This is a genomic window from Paenibacillus sp. sgz302164 (assembly GCF_056120505.1).
Map to the genome: position 1 here is coordinate 276,261 of NZ_JBVYOL010000007.1, position 20,010 is coordinate 296,270.

Here is a 20,010-nt window from a genome sequence, read left to right on the forward strand (position 1 = left end):
CTACCGGTACAAAGGCCCGAACGCCGAGCAAGCCCGATAATCTGCGCCCAACGGCTCGTTGATGCCGAACGCCGTCCAGGCGCTTGGCCGGAATACGCGGTCTTCGGGCACATTGTACATGCAGACCGGGATGCGCAGCATCGATGCCAGCGTAATCAATTCGGCGCCGACATGGCCGCTGCTGACGGCACAGTGGTTGGAGCCCCAGTTATTCATAACGGAGTACACGTCTTTGAACGCGCCTTCTCCGGTCACGATCGGAACGAACCATGTCGTCGGCCACGTCGGATTCGAGCGCTGATCGAGCACATCATGGACTTCCAGAGGAAGCTCGACGGAATATCCTTCGGCAAGCTGCAGCACAGGCCCGACACCCTTGATCAAGTTGATCCTTGCCATCGTCATCGGCATGCCGCCGCGCGTCGTAAAGTCTGTCGAATACCCGCCCCCGCGGAAAAAATCGACCGCCGGGCACCACTGCACAGCGTCCATACATGTTTGAGCCTCTTCATCGCTGATGTCCCAGAACGGCTTCATGGCCGGCTGCCCATTAAGCATTTGCTCACCGGTTCCATCCAACGCCGCAGGCCCCGAATTGATCAAATGAATGACGCCGCCCGCAGCCGCCCCCGTCAGCTCTTGCCCGGTCACGCGCTTCACGGCTTCCGGACTCCAGTACGTCCTCACATCGGCAAAAATTTGCGCGCTGTTCGTCAGCAAATGCCCGAAAAGCATCGTTACCGCATTGAGATTGTCATTTTCGGTAGACAGCATGAAAGGCTCGCGAATGCCGTTCCAATCGAACGAACTGGTCAAAATCGCCTCCATGAAATCGCCGTTCGGAAAATGATCCGTCCAAGCCCGCTGCCCTTGGAAGCCTGCGGCAATCGCATTGCGCCCCATCGCTTCCTCCTCGCAGCCCATCTCGGCGAGCTTCGGATTCCCGATCATCAAATCGCGGGCAATGAGCGTCATTTTCAGGACCGTTTCCCAGTCCTGCTCCTTCTGCTCGGCCGTCCGCTGCAGCTCCGGCGGGTTGACGTCCGCTCCGGTCCGGCAGTTCTCCTTCGTCCAGGCAAGCGCTCTGCGATATTCGTCCTTGTCATAAATTTCGCGTTCCATCCGCCGCAGGAATTCCGACATGTCCACATACTCATTGCGCATGCCCAAATATTCCTGGAAAAACGTCTCGTCCACGATACAGCCGGCAATACCCATCGATACGGTTCCCATCGCCAAATACGATTTGCCGCGCAGCGTCGCCACCGCCAATCCCGCTTTGGCGAACTGCAGCAGTTTGGCCTGCACGTCCTCCGGAATGGAGCTGTCTCCGATATCCTGAACGTCTTTGCCGTAAATGCTGAAGGCCGGAAGCCCCTTCTGATTGTGGGCGGCGAGTGCTGAAGCCAGGTACACGGCGCCGGGGCGCTCCGTCCCGTTGAAGCCCCAAACCGCTTTCGGCATGCAAGGATCGGTGTCGATCGTTTCGAGCGGATAGCACCAGGACGGCGTTACGGTAATTGTCAGCCCGACGCCTTCCTTGCGGAATTTTTCCGCCGCTTTCGCCGCTTCGGCCACGCCGCCGATCGTCGTATCGGCAATGACGCATTCCACCGGGTGACCGGACGAATGGCGCACATGTTCGCTCAAAAATTGAGCGCAAGCTTTCGCCATATTCATCGTCGGCTCCTCCAGCGATTCGCGGATACCGCCCCGGCGGCCGTCGATCACCGGACGGATTCCGATTTTCGGCAAATCTCCTTGCAAACGATTCGTGAACACCGCTGTACTCATCGATCATTCCTCCTGAAAGTAGGCTTGTTTGAGTTAGTTTTTGTACTGTTTGGCATAAGCTTTGGACAAAGCGTACAACTGCCTGACTTCGAGGCGGTTCGTCGCCGTAAATTCCAGATGATTTTTGGAACGGCTCACGTAGTTGGAATAAACGCCTTCCAGCATCAAGTAATATTTGGCGTTGACCGGGTACAATTGTTTTTCAATCAAGGAGGCTATGCTTAAAAACTGGATCAAGTGCTCGGCCTCCTCAGCCCGCTCCGCCCAATGACGCATCAACCAGACGTACAAATCGGGATGGAAATTCGCCATAATGCCGCTGTATCCCGTAATTCCAAGCTTGATCGTTTCCAGCAGCGTCGCCGTGTTCGCGTTATATATTTGAAGGCCTGTGCCTTGGACAGCTTCCATTTTTGCTTTTATATTTTCCACATCGCAGCTCGTATCTTTAAGAAAAAGGAATCTGCCGGTGTCCGCCGACCATTTCAACAATTCGGGGGAAATCAGTCTTTTGTAAGGAAACGGGCATTCATAAAACCCGAGCGGGACGTCCGCCGGAATTTGTGCAAGCAGCTTCTCCAGGTTGCTTTTGAAAACCTCGTCCGACTCGTCCTGCTGCGCCAGCCTGTTCGTAATCAGCACCAAAGCGTCAATTCCCGTCGCGGCGATCGCATTCAGCTCTTCCACCTGATCTTCCATCGTTTCCGCGATATGGCCCGAAGCTATGACAGGGACGCGTCCCGCTGCCTTCTCTTTGACAAAAGCCGCAACCCGAACCCGCTCCTCCAGGCTCAGAAAAAACATTTCGCTGGACTGGCATACCGCAAAAAGGCCGTCCACCCCGTTGCCGATATACCACTCAATCGCCCGTTCCAGAACTTCGTAATCAACCTCGTTTTCCGCTGTAAAAGGAGTGACCATCGTCGGCCACACGCCTTGGGCAAGTGCTTTCATCCGTTTCTCCCTCTCATTTCGATATAAATGAAATATTCGTGCTAATACGTTATGCTAAAACGTTTTGCTAATACGTTTTATTATATTTATAAACCGTTTTCACGTCAATTCTTTCTTTGTAAACGCAAAAAAACGCCTGATTCGGCGTGCGGATGATACGAAAAACCGGATTGCAACCTGCAGCACAGGCCGACTCCGGTCATGATAGGTTCGACCGCCTTCAACCAAAAACCGCGCGGCATAGAGCCTTCCCGGTTGTTTTGATTGGCGCTTCGATTTCTATAGCAAGCTCCATTTTAAAGACGGAGACGATGATGACGCCGCTTCCGGTATTTGCGGATAAAACCCCAAATCAAGTACGGCCACGATTCTCTCCTTTTCCGATACGCCAAACTTTTGGCAATACCTGCGATCAAACATCCAGTCATAGAAAGAAACCTTTACACCCAGCGTCTTTTCCAAAGCCAGCACAAGTGCCTGCGGAACCGGACGCATTTCAAATCGGAGGTCGTGCAGCGGCCCAATAGGCCTATCCATCAGCTTCATCGTATTTGATCCTCCTCTAATTTTGATTATGAACGAATTCGGTCCATTTGCGTTCGGCAGGAGTTCGCGCCCGGCCCTTTGGGGCCTTGTCAAAGTATCCGATCTGCAGTATGCCGACAAACCGTTCGCCTTCTTGCAATCCGATTCGCTTAAAGAATCGCTCATTTTGTATATAGGGTTCTGTAACCCAAACCATTCCAAGCCGCTCCTCCCATCCAAGCAGTTGAAAATTTTGCATGATACGGCATACGGTCCCATAGGCTTCATCGTTTTGGATCGGATCGGAATCCGCCTTTGCCATCACAATGACGTTGGCAGGCACCTCCACAAAACGCTTGCGATAGCTCTCGGCCAGCTTGCCCAGAACCAGTCTGGCCATTTTGCTTTCCTGCATTTTTTCCATTAAGTAGTCAGCCAACCGTTCCCGCGCTTCGGGAGTACCTGCATAGACATAGCGCCAACGTGCTTCTCCATCATAAGGACACAGTTGTTCGGCTTTTTGCAGCAGCTTGATGACCAAATCTTGCGAAACCGGCACGCTGTTGAATTTCCGGATACTTCGCCGTTCCCTGATTAAATGTTCCAAACTCACGGTTTGTCATCCCCCTAATGCAATCAATGTCTGATTCTGGTCACATCTTAATCGAGAATCATTATCAACGTCAATGGCGGGTGGGAAAGTGCCATAAATAGTCCGGTTAATCGCCTATTTTGTCTGGAATATGAAGAAAGCCGCCCTCCCGTTGCATGAGCGGAAAGACGGCTATTTTCAAAATTTCAACAGCATGCCGGGAAAGAAAAAGCGGACTGAATGACGTGTCAGCCTTGTTTACGAAATACAGTCGGAGACATTCCGACATTTTTTTTGAACAATCGTCCGAAATAGGAAGGGTCCCTGTAGCTTAATTGATGTGCGATCTCATCGACAGACGCCGTTGAATAGCGCAGCAAACGTTTCGCTTCCAACAATTGGCGTTCGCGCAGCACTTCGCCTGCCGATTTTCCCAGCGTCTTCTTCACCGATTCGATCAAATGGCTGGTCGTCACATGAAGCATCGATGCATAATCCGATACGCTATGTACCGTTTGGAAATGAGATTCGACTGCGGCAAGATATTGCTTGGTCAGGCGAAATCCAGCTTCTTCCCTATGAGTCTGCTGCCAGCTATCGCCAATTCGACCAATTTCAATTAACAGCAGTTGCACGTAGTTGCATACGGCAGCTTCGCGATTTTTAAGTCCCATCGTCTGTTCGCGTTCCAATAAACGAAAAAGGTCCTGGACAACGGCAGCTTGATCGGGATTGAGATTGTAGATCGGATGCCCGCCCATAAAATGGAAGAAAGATGCCGCGCTCCAGTCCGCTTGATCTATATTATTTTCTGCGAGCATGTCCTTGGAAAAGATAAGCAGGCGGCCTGTAAGCGGCTCATCCGATTCATTTTCCAGCCAACGGTGAATTTGACCGGGGGAAATCAGACAGAGTGAATGCGGAGAGTAGCTGTACCTTTGAAAATCGATTTGAAACTTCCCGTAACCGCCGGTGGCCCAAAAGATTTCAAAACAATCATGCCGATGCGGAGCAAGTACGTCCGAATTATATGTAAGCTGTTCCAAACTTAATGACAGCAGCCTGAAATTGCGAGCTTGCAGCGACACGCCGGATATAATAGGAACGGTTTTGCTCATGGTCTTCTCCTCATCCAAACGACATGTAAAGAATAGTTTAGCGAAAACAATTCTCACAATCAATGCAATGAAGTTTAGGCGAACAAACTGACTAGATTGCCGTCGGGGTCTTTCACGATCGCGTATCGTTGTCCCCACACGGCGTCCCAGGGCTCGCGGTGACAACTGTATCCATGCTCCGTAATTTTAGTGTACAGCTCGTCTACCGCATCGCGGCTGCCGCACAGAAAGGCCAACTCAATTCGATGTCCGGAAGGTTCCTCCCATCCGCCGTACACATCTTCAATGATTTCCCGCGTGTCGAAGGCCAGCTGGAAACCGTTTTGCTGCACATCTACATGCACTTGGCTATTTGCACTTTCCGGAATTTCGAGGCCGAGCAAACGATAAAAATCCAGCGCCTTCTTCATATCCTTCGTCACAATGCCGACCATATCGAGCTTGATTCCCATTGGTATCATCTCCTGCTTTTTATTAGATCCCGGCTTTCCATGGATTCAATGATTAATATAACTGTTTCCGCTAAGAATAAATAGTAAAAAACGGACCTGTTCAGTCCGTTTTCGACAATTGTGTAGGCAATAAGCCGTAAAAGCGCTTGAAGCTCTTAATGAAATGCGATTGATCATAATAGCCGTATTTCATCGCAATGGCTTGCGATTTCCTTCGGACCTAAACCAAGCTCACGATCGAAGGTTCTCCTGATGTCCCGTTCGCTGAAACTCAGCTTGTCCGCCAACGCCGACATTGAAATCGTCCCTTTGCTAGCATACAAGTATTGCATGCCGGCAAGCAGCAGCCGATCTGAGGAATCGTCGCTATTGGAGAGCAAGCGAAGGAATGTGCGTTCTGCGACGTCGATCATATCCCTCACGGTCAAAGCGGACAGAATCCCTTCGACCATCTCCAGCGCTTTGGCTCCCCAAACTTCCTCCAGATAGACATGATGACCGATAAAAACGGTGACTGGACATTGCAGCAGGCACTGCGCCATCTCCGGATAAAAGCGGATGCCAAATAGAGATTGCGGCTCCGAAAAGCTCATTACCTCATATCGGGTCATCAAGCCTTCGATAAACGCGGCCTTCCGGGCAGAGGCAGAGTGTCGGTCGATAATCATGTCTACGCAGCCGTCAGGTATGATACGGTTCACTGCGGATGCATGGGAATCTATGGTCCAAAAACAGGCAATACACGCAGCCAGCTTCTCGCAGGGCGCATATTCCCGGTAGCTGAAGCCTGCAGGGAGCATATCGTGCTGAAGTCCGGGCGGCTGCACGGGGCGGTATCGCTGCATCATTGTTTATATGGCACCTCCAAACTTCATAAGTTCAGGGCGAGCGGATTCCTTCAAATGCGCTAGTGACCAAATGCTGGACATATGAATCGTCCAATTTTTCACCTGTTACCAGCAAGCGATAAAAAATCGGTCCGTAAATGAGATCCGTGCTTAATTCGGTATCGAGATTATTCTTCAATTCCCCGCGTTGAACTCCCCGCTCCATAAGTTGCCGGGCCTCAAGCCGGCGAGGCCGGAAATATCGGGCCCGATATTCCTCCGCCAATCCTGAATCAATCTGCCCCTCACCGATTAATTCCGCAATCACCATACCCTCCCGACTTGTCAAGAACCGGGCTAAATTCGTGGCATGAATGAGAATATCATCGAATACTGAACCTGTGTCAGGCACGGGCAGTCTTGCCGCAGCGGCAGACATAAAACCATCCATCACCACGGCGGCCTTGTTAGGCCACCATTTATAAATCGTAGCTTTGCTGACCTTGGCACGATCAGCAATTTTTTCTACCGTGACCGCTCCAAATCCATTTTCCAATAAGAGATCATAAGAAGCGGTCAGGATCGACTTTTGCGTTTCAACATTACGCGGACGCCCTCTTTTTCCTTTTTCTTGCACCGAACCCTCCCCTTTTTTGGGCTGCATGTTTGAACAACAGGTACATAAACTATACGTTCAGTATACTAAAAATGAAATAAAAAGAAAACGCCACTACATTATCGTAGTGACGCCAGACTGTTGAAAAACTCGCACGCAGGAGATAGCACATCTGCTTAACGTGGAGAAAGCCTGCAAATGTGCAGGTTTTTGCTCGCGGATACGCCTGCAGCGAAATATTCCTGCACATGTGCAGGTTTTTTTGCTGCTGCACGAGCTCAGCCCCATTTTAATCGGGAATTCCGCACAATTGCAGGCTTTTCCTCAAAAAGAGCTTCATGCACGGAAAAAGCCTGCACTTTCGCAGGCTTTTACGTTTGCCAAGCCGCTTCACGTCAAGCACCCTCCGGCTGCGCCGATAAAGTGTCGCGACTTTCTCGATACTCTAGCGCCGCTGTCTTCGCTCCGGTGCTGCCGCGCTTTTTTCAGCTTAACCTTGAGTGGCGTTCCCGTTGTCGATCAGCTTGGCTTTGATCAAGAACCGTTGTACAATCGCCGCAGTCTCGGCCCGGGTCAGATTGCCCATTGGCTCCAATCCTTCCGACGAGCCCTTCACAAGACCGTTCTTCACGGCCGCAGCAACAGCCGGCTTCGCCCAAGAAGCTACCGCCCCCCGGTCTGCGAACGGGGACAGCAAGGATTCTGCATCACTCGCAGCTGTCTCTAGCCCCGCCAGCTTCATCGCCCGGGCCATGATCACCAATGCTTCCTGCCGGTTAATGGTCTGAGCGGGATCGAACATCCCGTTCTTGTAGCCTTCGATCAAGCCATACTCCGCAGCCTTGGCTACGGCCCCCGCATACCAATCGCCGGGCTTGATATCGGTGAATGCGCTGCTGCTGCCGTTGTCGGCCAAGCCCAACGACCGTACGACAATCGCCGCGAATTCCGCCCGCGTAATAGAAGCATCCGGGTTATAGCGGTACGCATCCACACCCTTGACAATCATCCGCGAGGCCATATCGTTCACGGCCTGCTTCGACCAATGCCCCTCTACATCCACAAATGTCTTCGGATTCCAGATCAGTGAATAGTCGCTGTTCGTGAGACTGTTCACTACCGCATAATGCTTTCCTGCCCGAGTCGTGATGAAGGTTGGAACATGGCGAACGCTGCCATCCGGATTCACTACCGCAGCCGTTGTCACCTTGCTTGGGTCGAGGCCGTCGGGAAGCGGAATTTCGCGTTCCACGTAGCTGCTGAAGTGCTCCACGCTTACCGTTTTGCCGTTGTAAGAGGCCGTCACCTTAAAATTGACAGGCGGAACCACGATTTCATACTTTCCTTGAATCGCCGCAGTCTTTGCGAGATCCGCCACGGATTCATCGCTCTTGGCAATGTCCACATGAACGACGATGTTCGACAACCCGACCTGTGTTCCCAGTTTGGAGGAAACCTCGTCGATAGCGACTTGCTGCGCCGGCAGCTTGTAGATACCGTTTGGCGTCTGTACCTCCAGGACTACCTGCTTGGTTGCCATGCTCTTCACCGCGTCGCCGGTCAATACAACCGACACCTTCTCCACACTGGCAGTCACAGGAACGACCACGGTGGATTTGTCTGCCGCAAGTTTCAACTGTTCAACCAGCTTGGCTTGGTCGACAGTGGCCGTCAGCACGTTCTTGCCGTTCTCCTTGGCAATTGCGCCTGTGGCAATTTGCTCTTTCACCACGCCGTCGACGATGACTTGCAGGCCATCTTGCTTCTCGACGGTTGCGCTTGAATTGGTCGAAGAAGAAGATGAAGAATTGCCCGAACCCGAGCTGTCCGAAGAATTGCTCGTCCACTTCGCATAGAGCGTCACATTGGACGTTACCGTATCCGTCGCAAAGTTCCACGCATTCGTCCACGCCGCGTCCTTGTACCACCCTGCGAACGTATAACCGGCCTTCGTCGGCGCTGTCGGCTTGTTGATGGTCGCACCGCTGTTTACGGTAATGCCGCTAACCACGCTGCCTCCCTGCATATCGAACGTCACGGTGTATTGAACTGCCGGAATCGCCGTCCACTTCGCATAGAGTGTCACACCAGCCGTTACCGTATCCGCTGCAAAATTCCACGCATTCGTCCACGCCGCATCCTTGTACCAGCCTGCGAACGTATAGCCAGCCTTCGTCGGCGCTGTCGGCTCGCTGATGGTCGTACCGCTGTTTACGGTAATGCCGCTAACCACGCTGCCTCCATACGTATTGAACGTCACGGTGTATTGACCTGCCGGAATCGCCGTCCACTTCGCATATAGCGTCACATTGGACGTTACCGTATCCGCTGCAAAGTTCCACGCATTCGTCCATGCCGCATCCTTATACCAGCCAGCGAACGTATAACCGGCTTTCGTCGGCGCTGTCGGCTCGCTGATGGTCGTACCGCTGTTTACGGTAATGCCGCTAACCACGCTGCCTCCCTGCGTATCGAAGCTGATCGTGTACTGCACCGGTCCTTCGCTCACCGTGACCTTGCCGGTCGTCAGTGTTGCTTCCATTTCGTTTGCTAGCGAATCCGAGATTGAGAAATGGCTCAAATCTTCAGTCCGCACCGTCAACGGCTTGTCCCCCGCTGTCGTCCCGCTCTTGATTTTGAAGCTGACAGTGAACAGCTTCTCTCCCGCTGCAATCGGCGTATCTCCGGCATCACTGTCCGCCCACACGGCTTTTAGCCAGCCCGTGCCGTTATCGTAGTTGGAGTCGAAGTAGTCTCCCGCTTCTCCCGTAATCTTCGTTACTTCCAACGCTGCCGAGTCAAAGTCGATTTGTACGCCGTAAGCCCCGATTCCATACGTCGAGCTGGCTACCGTTACCGGCACGTTAACCGTTGACCCCGGTGTTCCGCTCTTTGCGCCGATCTCAATATGTGCCGCGTTCCGCGTCCACTTCGCATAGAGCATCACATCGGACGTTACGGTATCCACGGCAAAATTCCACGCGTTCCTCCCTTCCGCTTCCTTGTACCAGCCTGCGAACGTGTAGCCGGCCCTTGCCGGCGCCGCCGGCTCGCCAATCGTCGTGCCGGCGCTCACATGGGTGATGCTGTCAACCCCGCTGCCTCCCTGCGAATCGAACGTCACGGTGCGAGTTCCGGCAATCACGTTGATCTTGCCCGCTTCCACATTTGTCAATGGGAGGTTTCCCCCCTCATAGAGATCGTGCTTGGGCACATTCAGCGCCAGTTCCCCAGGCTGTGCGGTATTTTTGATTTTGAAATGAAGGGTGAATACTTTCGTATTATCAGTCATGATGGAGTATTCGACCAGATTGGCTCGTACGTTGACCGTACCGGCATTGGAGAAATCCGGCACGAAGGTATCGCCATTTTGATTAACGCCTAAATTGTTGGTAATTTCATTTCCCTGCACCAGCTCCAGTGACCCGGGATCGAATGAGATCGTAATGTCATATTGGTTAATTAAGTCGATCGGCGTCAGATATACTGCCGCTTCAACGGTACCTCCCGGACTACCTTCCGCACTGCTTACCTTGAGAGAGTTCTTCGGGTCCGGTGCGCCGGCCGCCAGCGTACTGAAAGACAGTATCATGCTGACAGCAAGTATGATCGAAATCAGTTTCTTCCAATGCATTTCATCAGCCCTTTCCTGCAACGATCGCGAGAATTGCTTTTACATCGGCTTCGTCCCATCGCCCGTCACCGTTCATGTCCAGTCCTTGCAATTGCTCCGGCGTCAGCGTGATCTTGCCCTTGATATGCTGGGTCAGGAGCAGCGCATCGGCAGGGGTTACGGACCCGCTTCCATCCGCATCGCCCATGACGATCTTCGAATAGTACGCCGTGTACAGAACGTCCGCCGTTACTGTCGTGGCCGCTACCTGCTGGCTGTTGAGCTTTGTAAGCCCTCCGTCACTGCTCCAGCCTGCAAATCGGTAGCCGTTGGCAGGGGTAACCGCCGGCACCTCCGCAGGATGCCCTCCGATCGTCACCTGCTCGCTCGTTCTGTTGATCGTGCCATGATCCCCGGGCGCGTAGCTCACCGTCGCATTCTGCGGCGTTGAGTCGCTGACCGCAATCTCCAGTGTCTGCGCCGTTCCCGCACTGAACGTGAAGGCCAACCTCGTCGTCCCAACCGATTGCGCGGCCAAATACTCCTTCTTGATCGTCACCGTATTTCCGCTTACCGTATAGTCCACGCCCGCTCCCAGCACCGAGGATTGGTTACTGATGCCGGTCAGTGTATTTCCATTCAAGGACAGCGTAACATTCACATCGGTATAATCCGCAGACGAGGCATACTTATCGAAGCTTGCGCCGGACGGATCGATTGTGCTGTTCGGCTGCACGGTTCGCTTTAGAATGATTCCGTTCTGACCCACCACCACATAGGTGTTGTTGCCGTAACTGACTTTGTTAAGTTCTTCCTGGGTACCGCTCGCCAGCGGCGTCCAATTCATGCCGTCGGTCGAGGTTAAAATAACCCCGTCTTTTCCCACGGTTACAAAAGCGCCATTACCGTAGCCCACGCCGTTAAGTATGCTCTGTATTCCGCTGGTTTGCGCGACCCAATCCACACCGTTGGTTGAGGTCAGGATCGTTCCGGTATCTCCCACCGCTACAAACTTGCCGTTGCCGTAGCCGATGCTTTTAAGATTGACTTGTGTGCCGCTCGTTTGCAGCGTCCAGTTCTCTCCATCTGGCGAAGTGATGACCGTGCCTCCGGCGCCTACCGCCACAAACAGATGACGACTATAGCTGATGCCATTGAGCGTGTTCGTCGTGGGACTCGTGACTTCAGTCCAGGTTGCTCCGTCAAGCGAGGTCCGGATTTTGCCTCCATATTTGACCGCTACAAATTTCCCCTCGCCGTAGCTCAAGCCATAATAAGAATCCGTCCACGCGCCGCCTGACGCTTGACTTGTCCAGGTTGTTCCGTCCGTTGAAGTCATGATTCTGCCGCCAGATCCTAACGCCACGTATGTGCCGTTGCCATAGCTAACGTCTTCAAGACTGATCGACGAATCCATTGCTTGCTTCTGCCATAACGCACCGTCGCTGGAAGTCAGGAGCGTTCCGTAATACCCTACTCCCACGAATTTGTTATTGAAGAAACCGATGCCTCGAACGGGCTGTGTCGTGCCTTGAATCCGACTCGTCCATGTCACACCGTCGGCAGAAGTCAGGATCGACCCATAAATGCCCACCGCCACAAAGATGTTGTTGCCATAGGTCACAGCATTCAGATTGTTGGTCGTACCACTGCTCTGCGCTTGCCAGTCGTTTGCGTAGTTGGAGGCAGTGTAGACCTTACCACCGATCCCCACCGCGACATACTTGCCATTCCCATAAGTGACGCCAGAGAAACCGTCTATGGCGGCGCTGCCCCTGTTCTTGCCAATTGCCCACGCCTGCCAGTTAGTTCTCGAGAGAAAAGTCGAATAAATAATCCCTCCCTGACTGCCTACCACCACATACTTGTTGTTGCCGTAGGCAACGCCGGTATATCCTTCCCAATTCGTATAAGCGCCCCCGTCAGTCCAAGTCACCCCGTCATCCGAGATCACCCGTGTTGGGGACGCTCCTGTCGCAAGAAACCAGCCGTTGCCATAGGTGATGGCCATGAGCCTATCCGTTGTAACGCCTGTTATTTCTGTCCATGAAGATGCGTCGCTTGAGACCAGAATCTTTCCCGACCCTCCCACCGCCACAAACTTGCCTCCACCGAAAGCGACACCCAGAAGATTGGTGGTGCCGACTTGCTGACTTGACCATATGACCCCATCGGTTGAAGTGAGGATATACCCCCAGTTTCCCACCGCCACATATTTGCCATTCCCATAAGTAACCCCGTTAAGAATAGCGTTGGAATTGCTTCTTTGGCTGCTCCAGGTTATTCCGTCTGTGGAAGTTGCAATCGTCCCGTTTTCTCCCACCGCCACGAACATGTTGTTGACGTAAGCCACGGCGTTAAACGTATTGCGCGTGGGCAAAGGACTCCGGAGATCCCAGCCGTACGAACCGGCTGTCGCATACTGCGGAATCATGGCTCCTATGATCACGAAAGCCAGCATAATTGAAAGCCATTTTTTGAGCGCCGCCATTGTCTTTCTTCACTCCTTTTCGATTTAGCCCGATCCGGACCCGTTGCCGGGACCTGAGAAGGGGACCTGGTTGATTATGCCAACCGGCATCTCCAGTGTAACAAAGCGGTTCTCAACATTTTTACAACATTCCCTAAAAAACGACAAAAAACGGCCATCGGATAAACACCCGATAACCGTTTCCTATCGAATACAAGCACGCTTCCGCGCTAATTCTCCTCCAGCAGTATCCGCTCTTTCATGGCTTGCGCTTGACGGGCGCCGGCCCTATCGCCGATTCGTTCATGCACATCCGCCAGCAGATCGTAATATTCCTCCCGTCCCGGCTCCAGCTCAATCAGCTTGCGCAGCAGCATGACCCTGGACTCATTTCCGGCTTCGCCCAGGGAGGCAAGAAGGCCGACTATGAAGGCGGAGCGCAGCTCGAGCCGGTAGGCGTCCGCCCAGTGATAATGATCGGTCTCCAGATAGTCGCCTCCGTACAGCGCCACTGCCTTCTGCCCGCCTTCCCCGCGAAGGCCCGACTCCAGTCCTTTCAGCAGCTCTTCCAGGTCGCTAAGCATGACCGCCGGGTCGAGCCAGTACCGCTCGTCGCGGTACCGGACGATCTCCCCGTAGCCCTCCGACTTGAACATGCTCCGCAAGTAATAGAGCGACGTATGCAGCAGCTTCTGCCCCCGCTCCGCTTGATCGTTCGGCCATAAATGCTCCAGTATGGCATACTTGTAGACCGGCTGTCCCCGATGATGCCAGAGAAAAGCGAACAGCTCCTTGGTCTTGCGGGTGCGCCAGGTCAACAGACGGCCGTCCGAGGTATACAGCTCCATGCTTCCCAGCACCTTCAGCGACAACGCCGGCTTCTCTGCATCGGGCCCCTCCGGCGCGCCCTTTCTATCCGGTCCAGCCTGTTCGCCGCCTTGGCCCCGCTTTTTGGCTTGCAATTTCTCGTAGCGCGCTAGCGTTTTGAGCAGCTTATCCTTGGCGACCGGCTTGAGCAGATATCCGATCGCTTCCGTATCGTACGCATCCACCGCATACTGGTGGTAGGCTGTCACGTAGATCACTTCGGCGTCCGGACAACGGGCGAGCAGCGCCTCGGCGGCCTCCAATCCGTTCATTCCCGGCATCTCGATGTCCAGGAAAATGAGATCCGGGCGCAAGGTCTCGCATTGGCGAAGCGCTTCGGCGATCAGTTGGAATTTGCCGACGACCGCCATGCCGCCGATCTCGTTCAGCTTGATCTCCAGTACATCAAGCGCGATTTCTTCATCGTCAATCAGAATGGCTCTCCACATAATGCTCCTCCGTCAAAAAGATCGTAATTCGGGTACCGGTACCCGGGCTGCTGACAATCTCCAGCTTCCGCCCGTATCTCATTTGCAGCCGGCGGTTGACATTGCCGATCCCGATGCCGCCGGTATGCCTTTCCTCCAACTGCGCCAGCTTGTCCGCGTCCATCCCGACGCCGTCATCCTCAACGACAATCTCCACGCCGTCCGCGCTCTTGCAGACGATGATGTCCACCGTTCCTCCCTCGGGCTTCGGCCCGATGCCGTGGCGGACGGCATTCTCTACGATGGGCTGGAGGGTCAGCGGCGGCAGAAGGCTGCGCGCACTTTCGTCAATCGTATACCGGACCTGGAGCCGCTGGCCGAAGCGAAGCTGCTCAATCGCCAGGTAGGCGCGGACCAGCTCCAATTCCCGTTCCAGCGGGACCGCCTCGCCCTGGAAGATGAACGTGAACTTGGCGCGAAGATAGGTGGTCAGATGCTGAATCGTCTCACGCAGCTTGTCCACATCCTTATAGCTCAGCCCGACCAGTGCGTTCAGGCTGTTGTATAGGAAGTGCGGCGTAATCTGGGTCTGCAAAAAATCCATCTCCCGTCGCACGGCCTGCTCCGAGGAGCTTTTCATCGCCAGCAGCGACTGGACGCGGGCCTTGAGCTCCGCAATCTCGAACGGCTTCTGCAAAATATCGTTGGCCCCGGCTGCAAAGGCGGCGAGAATATCCCCCGTCTGCCCGGACGCGGTCAACATGAGCACCGGGAGCTCGGCCAACCCGTGCAGCGTCCGAATATCCCGGCAAATGTCCAGGCCGGACACGCCGGGCATCATCAGGTCCAGCAGCACCAGATCCGGCTTGCTGCTCCGAAGCGCTTCGAGCGCCTCCTCCCCGCTCCCCACCGCCGTATATGTATGCTTCATGGAGGCGATCGCGTCCATCGCCACCTTCAGGTTGGAGGGCTCGTCGTCGACGATCAGTATGTGAAAAGCCTCCCCGCCACCGTCACCGCCCACCCCGACTGCGGAGCGCAGCATCGGATTCTCCCCGAATTCCGCGTATTCGGCATATTCGGTGTAATCCGCATATTCCGCGGACGCAGCCGCCTCGTTCTCCACGCCTCCGGCAACCGCAAGCGTGAACGTGAACCGCGAGCCTCGTCCCACCTCGGATTCCACCCGCATGACGCCGCCCTGCAATTCGACAAGCTGCTTCGAGATGCTCAGCCCGAGCCCGATGCCGTCACGCGAGCGAGCGCCTTCCTCGTCGTATTGGAAGAAAGGATGAAATAGATCGCCCATGATCTCCGGCGGTATCCCCCTGCCGGTGTCACTGATCGTGACGAACAACCTCTCTCCCTGTCTCTGAGCCGATATGGACACTGTTCCATGGTCGGTGTACTTCAATCCGTTTTCCAATAAATTATGCAAAATTTGCCGCAGCCGGTTCTCATCGGCCAGAACAAGGGGCAGCCCCGGCGGCAGCTCGTTAGCGAACCGAACTCCGCTTTTGACCGGTGCGATCGACAGCGTCTCCATCACGAAGGCGGTTGAGATGTACAGGTCCACCGGCTTCGGCTGCACCCGCAGCTCGCCGTAGCGAATCCGGTTCATATCGAGAATGTCGTTCACGAGCCCGGCTAGCCGCCGTCCGATTAGATTCAGCAGCCGGATATTGTCGCGATGCCCGGACGCAAGCGGAGCGTCGGTGTTGTCGAGCAGTGATTGCGACAGATTGACGATGCCGTGCAGCGGCGTCCGAAGCTCATGCGATGTTTTGGCCAGGAATTCGTCCTTCTGCCGGTCGTAGATCAGTAATTGCTCGGCCAGCCGCTCGATCCGCAAGTAAGCCGTACGTATCCGGTCGGTCATGAGGAACGATTGCGACAATACCACCAACAGCAGCGTTACAATCATATAGTACGGGCTGTCCAGCGCCAGCTGATAGCGAGTCTGGGCAAACACCCAGCTGAAAATGAGGAAAAATGCCCCGAGCAGAATATAATAGATCCTTACACCATGATGGAGATTGCGGAAAATAAACGTAAAAATGAAACCGAAGGCCAGCATCTGCATCAGGATACCGGGCAATAGGATCGGTACCAGATACTCGTTAGGAATCACGACCAGAACAGCCATAAACACATAACAAACACGCAGAAACCCCTTCAGCCATCTGCCGGGCTTATCGTCCAGATAGAGACGCACGTAATGAATAAAGAACAGAATCGACAGCGACGGCAGGATGAAGAGCAGCTTCTGCAGCAGCGGAAAGGAGATCGTCGGCAGCAGCGAGGCCACGACAATCTCGTCATCGATACCAAAGAACAGACCCAGGGACAGACAAAACAGACTGAAAAAGATCAGGTACGGTTCCCTGCTCCATTGTCTGAACATGCCTGCGAAATAAATACCGAAAACCAGAAGCGTTGTGATGAGAATCATGTCGGCCATGCGGGCGTTGTCCCGCCGGTTCTGCACCGTATCCGTCAACCCGAACTCCGGCGCTTGCACGAGCCCGCCTTGCAGATAACGATAGCTCGCCACCTGAATGATAATCTCGATCGTATGGCTCTCGGCCTTAACCGTCCCGAAAAACGGCAGGTTGCTTGGAACAAAACGGTCAACTGCCAAAGCGGGACGCCCGGAGCCCCCAAGATCGTCGCCCGCCATATAGATGCGGCTGGACATGCGGATTTTCTTCGCTCTCAGGCTGTAAAAATCGGAATCGCTTACTTCCACCCGAAGCCGATATGTACCCGCGCCGAAGCCGCTGGCCGATACGCTGCCCTTCCAGTCGCCGGGGACGCTCAACAGCCTCCGCTGACCTTGCAGCTCCTCTTCATGACCGGCGAAGTCGCCTGGCGTCAGCAGCCGGTCCTTGTAAAATTCCCATTCCCCCCGAAGCGGAATAATTCCCTGCTGCGCAAAATCCCAATCTCTGGCGTCCAGCACGCCCGCCCGCGCCTCGGGGTAATCCGCATCGGGATGGAGCCATTCATAGATAGTGAGAGAGGTGGTTACGGCAAAGACAACGATCATGCCGATCAGCACGAACAATTGTTTTCTCATGGGGACGTGTTCCTTCCTGTTAAAAGAGAAGATTCGAAAACACCATCCACCTTTTCTCACTGGGTGGATGGTGTTTCCCATTACTTAGAGTCTTGTAAGGATATAGACTCACGAAGACGTTTGATATCACTTAATGGGGGCAGACCGAACATTCGAGCATATTCGCGGCTGAACTGGGAAGGACTTTCATAGCCCACTTGGAATCCGGCATTTGCAGCTTCCGGAATATCTGAAAGCAATAAACGGCGAGCCTCCTGCAATCTTACTTGTTTTTGATATTGCAAGGGGCTCATTGCAGTAACTTCTTTGAAATGAGAGTGCAATGAAGATGCACTCATGCTTGCAGCCGCAGCTAGCTCATCAATACGCAAAGGCTTAGCGAAATCGCGGTTAATAAGATTAATCACTTTTGCGATCCGTTGGGCATTACTGCCGGCCACGGCGAACTGTAAGACGGAAGCTCCCTGTTCATCCTGTAAAATCCGATAAAGAATTTCACGGATTATTAGAGGAGCAAGAGCAGGAATATCCTGAGGTGTATATAAAAGACGGACTAACCTCAATACAGCATCGAGAAGAGACGGACTAGTTTTACTTACCATCAGGCCGCGCCTCGAACCTTCCTTATGATTCCATTCTGTATTGAACTCCTTGATCATATCAACAATCTGATCCGTACTAAAATCCAGTTGAAGACTGAGGTAAGGATGCTGTGGAGTGGCTTGGATGATTTGTCCGGTAATCGGCAAATGTACGGAGGCAACCAGGTAGGACGCTGGATTATATCGATAACTCTCTTGACCTAGCATAATCAATTTCGATCCTTGTGCAACAATACACAATGATGGATTATAGATCGAATAGACCGGTTGAGATTCTCCATTAGAGCGAATGAACTTCAATGAAGAAATGGCTGTAGAATGCGTTCCTTCACTATAACGATCAATAATCAAAGCCAATTCTTTCTGCTGTCTAATGATCTCGTCATCCAATGCCATTTTTATCGTCACAGCCTCCTTCCTTTGCTCCGTTTTCGCTTCATTTTATTATGATTTGGAGTATTATGCAATAACTCAACAGGAATCGGCTACCGGATAACATCTCATTTGTTACATACTGAAATTACCGAAAAGCTTACTTACGCTACAGGATATTGAAAGGATGCGTTCGCAAGTAACCATAATAAATCAAAGGAGGAAATCAAAATGGAGAAAAAAAACATTGTAGAACAACAATCCTATGTCGGTATGTGGGTTACCCGGGACGGTTACATTCGTCATGAGCTTCTGCCTAACGGACGTTACGACGAGGCCCGCGGCAATAGGAAAAGCGCCTATCAAGGCAGCTATACCATGAAAGGAGATCATATCGACTATGTAGATGATACCGGATTCACTGCTGACGGAGATTTTCGGGACGGTATTTTCTACCACGGAGGCATGATTTTTTATCGGGAAAAATAAACGTTCATATCGAGAGAGGAACTAAACAAACATGTCAAGCACTTTAAAAATTTACACATTAGCGATTCTTAGTTTTTTAGTCGGAACATCGGAGTATATCATAGCGGGTATACTGGATAAAATTGCAGAGTCAATGGGTGTCTCGGTGGTGACAGCGGGTCAACTGATTACCGTATTTTCGCTCGCTTACGCTTTTGGTGCACCGTTCGTGATGGCTTTGACTGTCCGTATGGAGCGACGAAAACTTCTGCTTTACGCTCTATTCTATTTGTAATAGGAAATGGAATCGCCTATGTATTGCAGGGATATGAACTACTTATTATATCGCGGATCGTTATGGGTGTAAGCGCAGGGGTCACGGTTGTTTCCGCACTAACGATAGCGTCCAAGGTTGCCCTGCCAGGCAAGCAAGGAAGTGCTCTTGCAGCCGTGCTTATGGGCTTTACGGCTTCCTTGATTTTCGGTGTTCCGATTGGAAGAGTTATTGCCTCCGCATACGATTGGAAGGCCGTTTTCGGGGAAATCGCATTGGTTGGGCTACTGGCGATCATCATTATTTCGCTTACGATTCCGCGAATAGATGGGGAGGAACCTGTACCCTTGCGTAATCAACTCGCACTACTGAAGCAAACGAAGATGGTTATTGCTTTATCCGTTACTTTCTTCTGGATTGTTGGCTATTCCATTTTCTACTCCTACATTTCACCATTACTTATTACGGTAACCGGGATGAGCGATAGTACCTTAAGCACTGCGTTATTCGTTATTGGCATCGCCAGCTTGATCGGATCTAGGTTCGGGGGATTCGCCACGGACAAATGGGGAATTCACAGCGCCCTATTCGGAGGATTATCGATTAATGGCATAGCTCTAATTATGATCGAATTAACGATCCATTCTCCGGCTATTTTGATCCCGATGTTAATCCTTTGGTCGTTCGCGGTATGGGCTCTGGGTCCTCCGCAACAATTACACTTAATTACGCTCGCTCCTGAATCTGCGGGAATTATGCTTAGCTTAAACAATTCGGTACTTCAGCTCGCCATGGCTGCCGGTGCTGGAATCGGGGGCATTGCCGTAGAGCAAGTATCACTGTCGTCCGTCACCTGGGTTGCGGCTGCAGGAATTGCGTTTGCTATTTGGGCAGTCATCTTATCCCGCAGAAATTCCCGATCCAAAAATCCGTCCGGATGACCGGACATCAATCGATTT

The 20,010-nt window shown here is 52.9% G+C and carries 15 protein-coding genes and 1 pseudogene; 2 read left to right on the forward strand and 14 right to left on the reverse strand.

The window, feature by feature from the left end; translation table 11 throughout:
- From AC0LWT_RS14245 to AC0LWT_RS14310, 14 genes are all read right to left on the reverse strand, one after another.
- A complete protein-coding gene (locus AC0LWT_RS14245) occupies positions 1 to 1,794 on the reverse strand; it encodes an L-fucose isomerase (RefSeq protein ID WP_474681919.1) in 1,794 nt (597 codons plus the stop codon).
- A 33-nt stretch (positions 1,795 to 1,827) separates the two neighbouring features.
- The gene (locus tag AC0LWT_RS14250; RefSeq protein WP_474681920.1) at positions 1,828 to 2,748 is read right to left on the reverse strand and encodes a dihydrodipicolinate synthase family protein; all 921 of its coding nucleotides are present in this window, start codon (positions 2,746 to 2,748) and stop codon (positions 1,828 to 1,830) included.
- A 279-nt stretch (positions 2,749 to 3,027) separates the two neighbouring features.
- On the reverse strand, positions 3,028 to 3,294 hold the full coding sequence (locus AC0LWT_RS14255; protein ID WP_474681921.1) for a hypothetical protein: 267 nt from the start codon (positions 3,292 to 3,294) through the stop codon (positions 3,028 to 3,030).
- A gap of 16 nt (positions 3,295 to 3,310) precedes the next feature.
- A complete protein-coding gene (locus tag AC0LWT_RS14260) occupies positions 3,311 to 3,886 on the reverse strand; it encodes a nitroreductase family protein (protein WP_474681922.1) in 576 nt (191 codons plus the stop codon).
- Between the two features lie 227 nt (positions 3,887 to 4,113).
- On the reverse strand, positions 4,114 to 4,983 hold the full coding sequence (locus tag AC0LWT_RS14265; RefSeq protein WP_474681923.1) for a helix-turn-helix domain-containing protein: 870 nt from the start codon (positions 4,981 to 4,983) through the stop codon (positions 4,114 to 4,116).
- Positions 4,984 to 5,057: 74 nt separating this feature from the next.
- The gene (locus tag AC0LWT_RS14270; RefSeq protein ID WP_474681924.1) at positions 5,058 to 5,435 is read right to left on the reverse strand and encodes a VOC family protein; all 378 of its coding nucleotides are present in this window, start codon (positions 5,433 to 5,435) and stop codon (positions 5,058 to 5,060) included.
- A 100-nt stretch (positions 5,436 to 5,535) separates the two neighbouring features.
- The gene (locus AC0LWT_RS14275; RefSeq protein ID WP_474681925.1) at positions 5,536 to 5,628 is read right to left on the reverse strand and encodes a helix-turn-helix domain-containing protein; all 93 of its coding nucleotides are present in this window, start codon (positions 5,626 to 5,628) and stop codon (positions 5,536 to 5,538) included.
- Positions 5,609 to 6,283, reverse strand: a complete 675-nt coding sequence (locus tag AC0LWT_RS14280; RefSeq protein ID WP_474681926.1) for a DUF6597 domain-containing transcriptional factor — start codon at positions 6,281 to 6,283, stop codon at positions 5,609 to 5,611. The genes AC0LWT_RS14275 and AC0LWT_RS14280 overlap by 20 nt, the downstream gene beginning before the upstream one ends.
- Before the next feature lie 31 nt (positions 6,284 to 6,314).
- A complete protein-coding gene (locus AC0LWT_RS14285) occupies positions 6,315 to 6,899 on the reverse strand; it encodes a TetR/AcrR family transcriptional regulator (RefSeq protein ID WP_474681927.1) in 585 nt (194 codons plus the stop codon).
- A gap of 469 nt (positions 6,900 to 7,368) precedes the next feature.
- Complete coding sequence (locus tag AC0LWT_RS14290) at positions 7,369 to 10,512, reverse strand: InlB B-repeat-containing protein (protein WP_474681928.1); 3,144 nt, start codon at positions 10,510 to 10,512, stop codon at positions 7,369 to 7,371.
- A gap of 4 nt (positions 10,513 to 10,516) precedes the next feature.
- Positions 10,517 to 12,982, reverse strand: a complete 2,466-nt coding sequence (locus AC0LWT_RS14295; RefSeq protein WP_474681929.1) for a X2-like carbohydrate binding domain-containing protein — start codon at positions 12,980 to 12,982, stop codon at positions 10,517 to 10,519.
- Between the two features lie 209 nt (positions 12,983 to 13,191).
- A complete protein-coding gene (locus tag AC0LWT_RS14300) occupies positions 13,192 to 14,277 on the reverse strand; it encodes a response regulator (protein ID WP_474681930.1) in 1,086 nt (361 codons plus the stop codon).
- On the reverse strand, positions 14,255 to 17,335 hold the full coding sequence (locus AC0LWT_RS14305) for a hybrid sensor histidine kinase/response regulator (protein ID WP_474681931.1): 3,081 nt from the start codon (positions 17,333 to 17,335) through the stop codon (positions 14,255 to 14,257). The genes AC0LWT_RS14300 and AC0LWT_RS14305 overlap by 23 nt, the downstream gene beginning before the upstream one ends.
- A gap of 80 nt (positions 17,336 to 17,415) precedes the next feature.
- Positions 17,416 to 18,333, reverse strand: a complete 918-nt coding sequence (locus AC0LWT_RS14310) for an AraC family transcriptional regulator N-terminal domain-containing protein (RefSeq protein ID WP_474681932.1) — start codon at positions 18,331 to 18,333, stop codon at positions 17,416 to 17,418.
- Positions 18,334 to 18,540: 207 nt separating this feature from the next.
- Between AC0LWT_RS14310 and AC0LWT_RS14315 the strand changes: the two genes are divergently transcribed.
- Both AC0LWT_RS14315 and AC0LWT_RS14320 read left to right on the forward strand, forming a co-directional pair.
- Positions 18,541 to 18,798, forward strand: a complete 258-nt coding sequence (locus AC0LWT_RS14315; protein ID WP_474681933.1) for an Atu4866 domain-containing protein — start codon at positions 18,541 to 18,543, stop codon at positions 18,796 to 18,798.
- Between the two features lie 31 nt (positions 18,799 to 18,829).
- Positions 18,830 to 19,992, forward strand: a pseudogene (locus AC0LWT_RS14320) (MFS transporter).
- Positions 19,993 to 20,010: the final 18 nt, after the last annotated feature.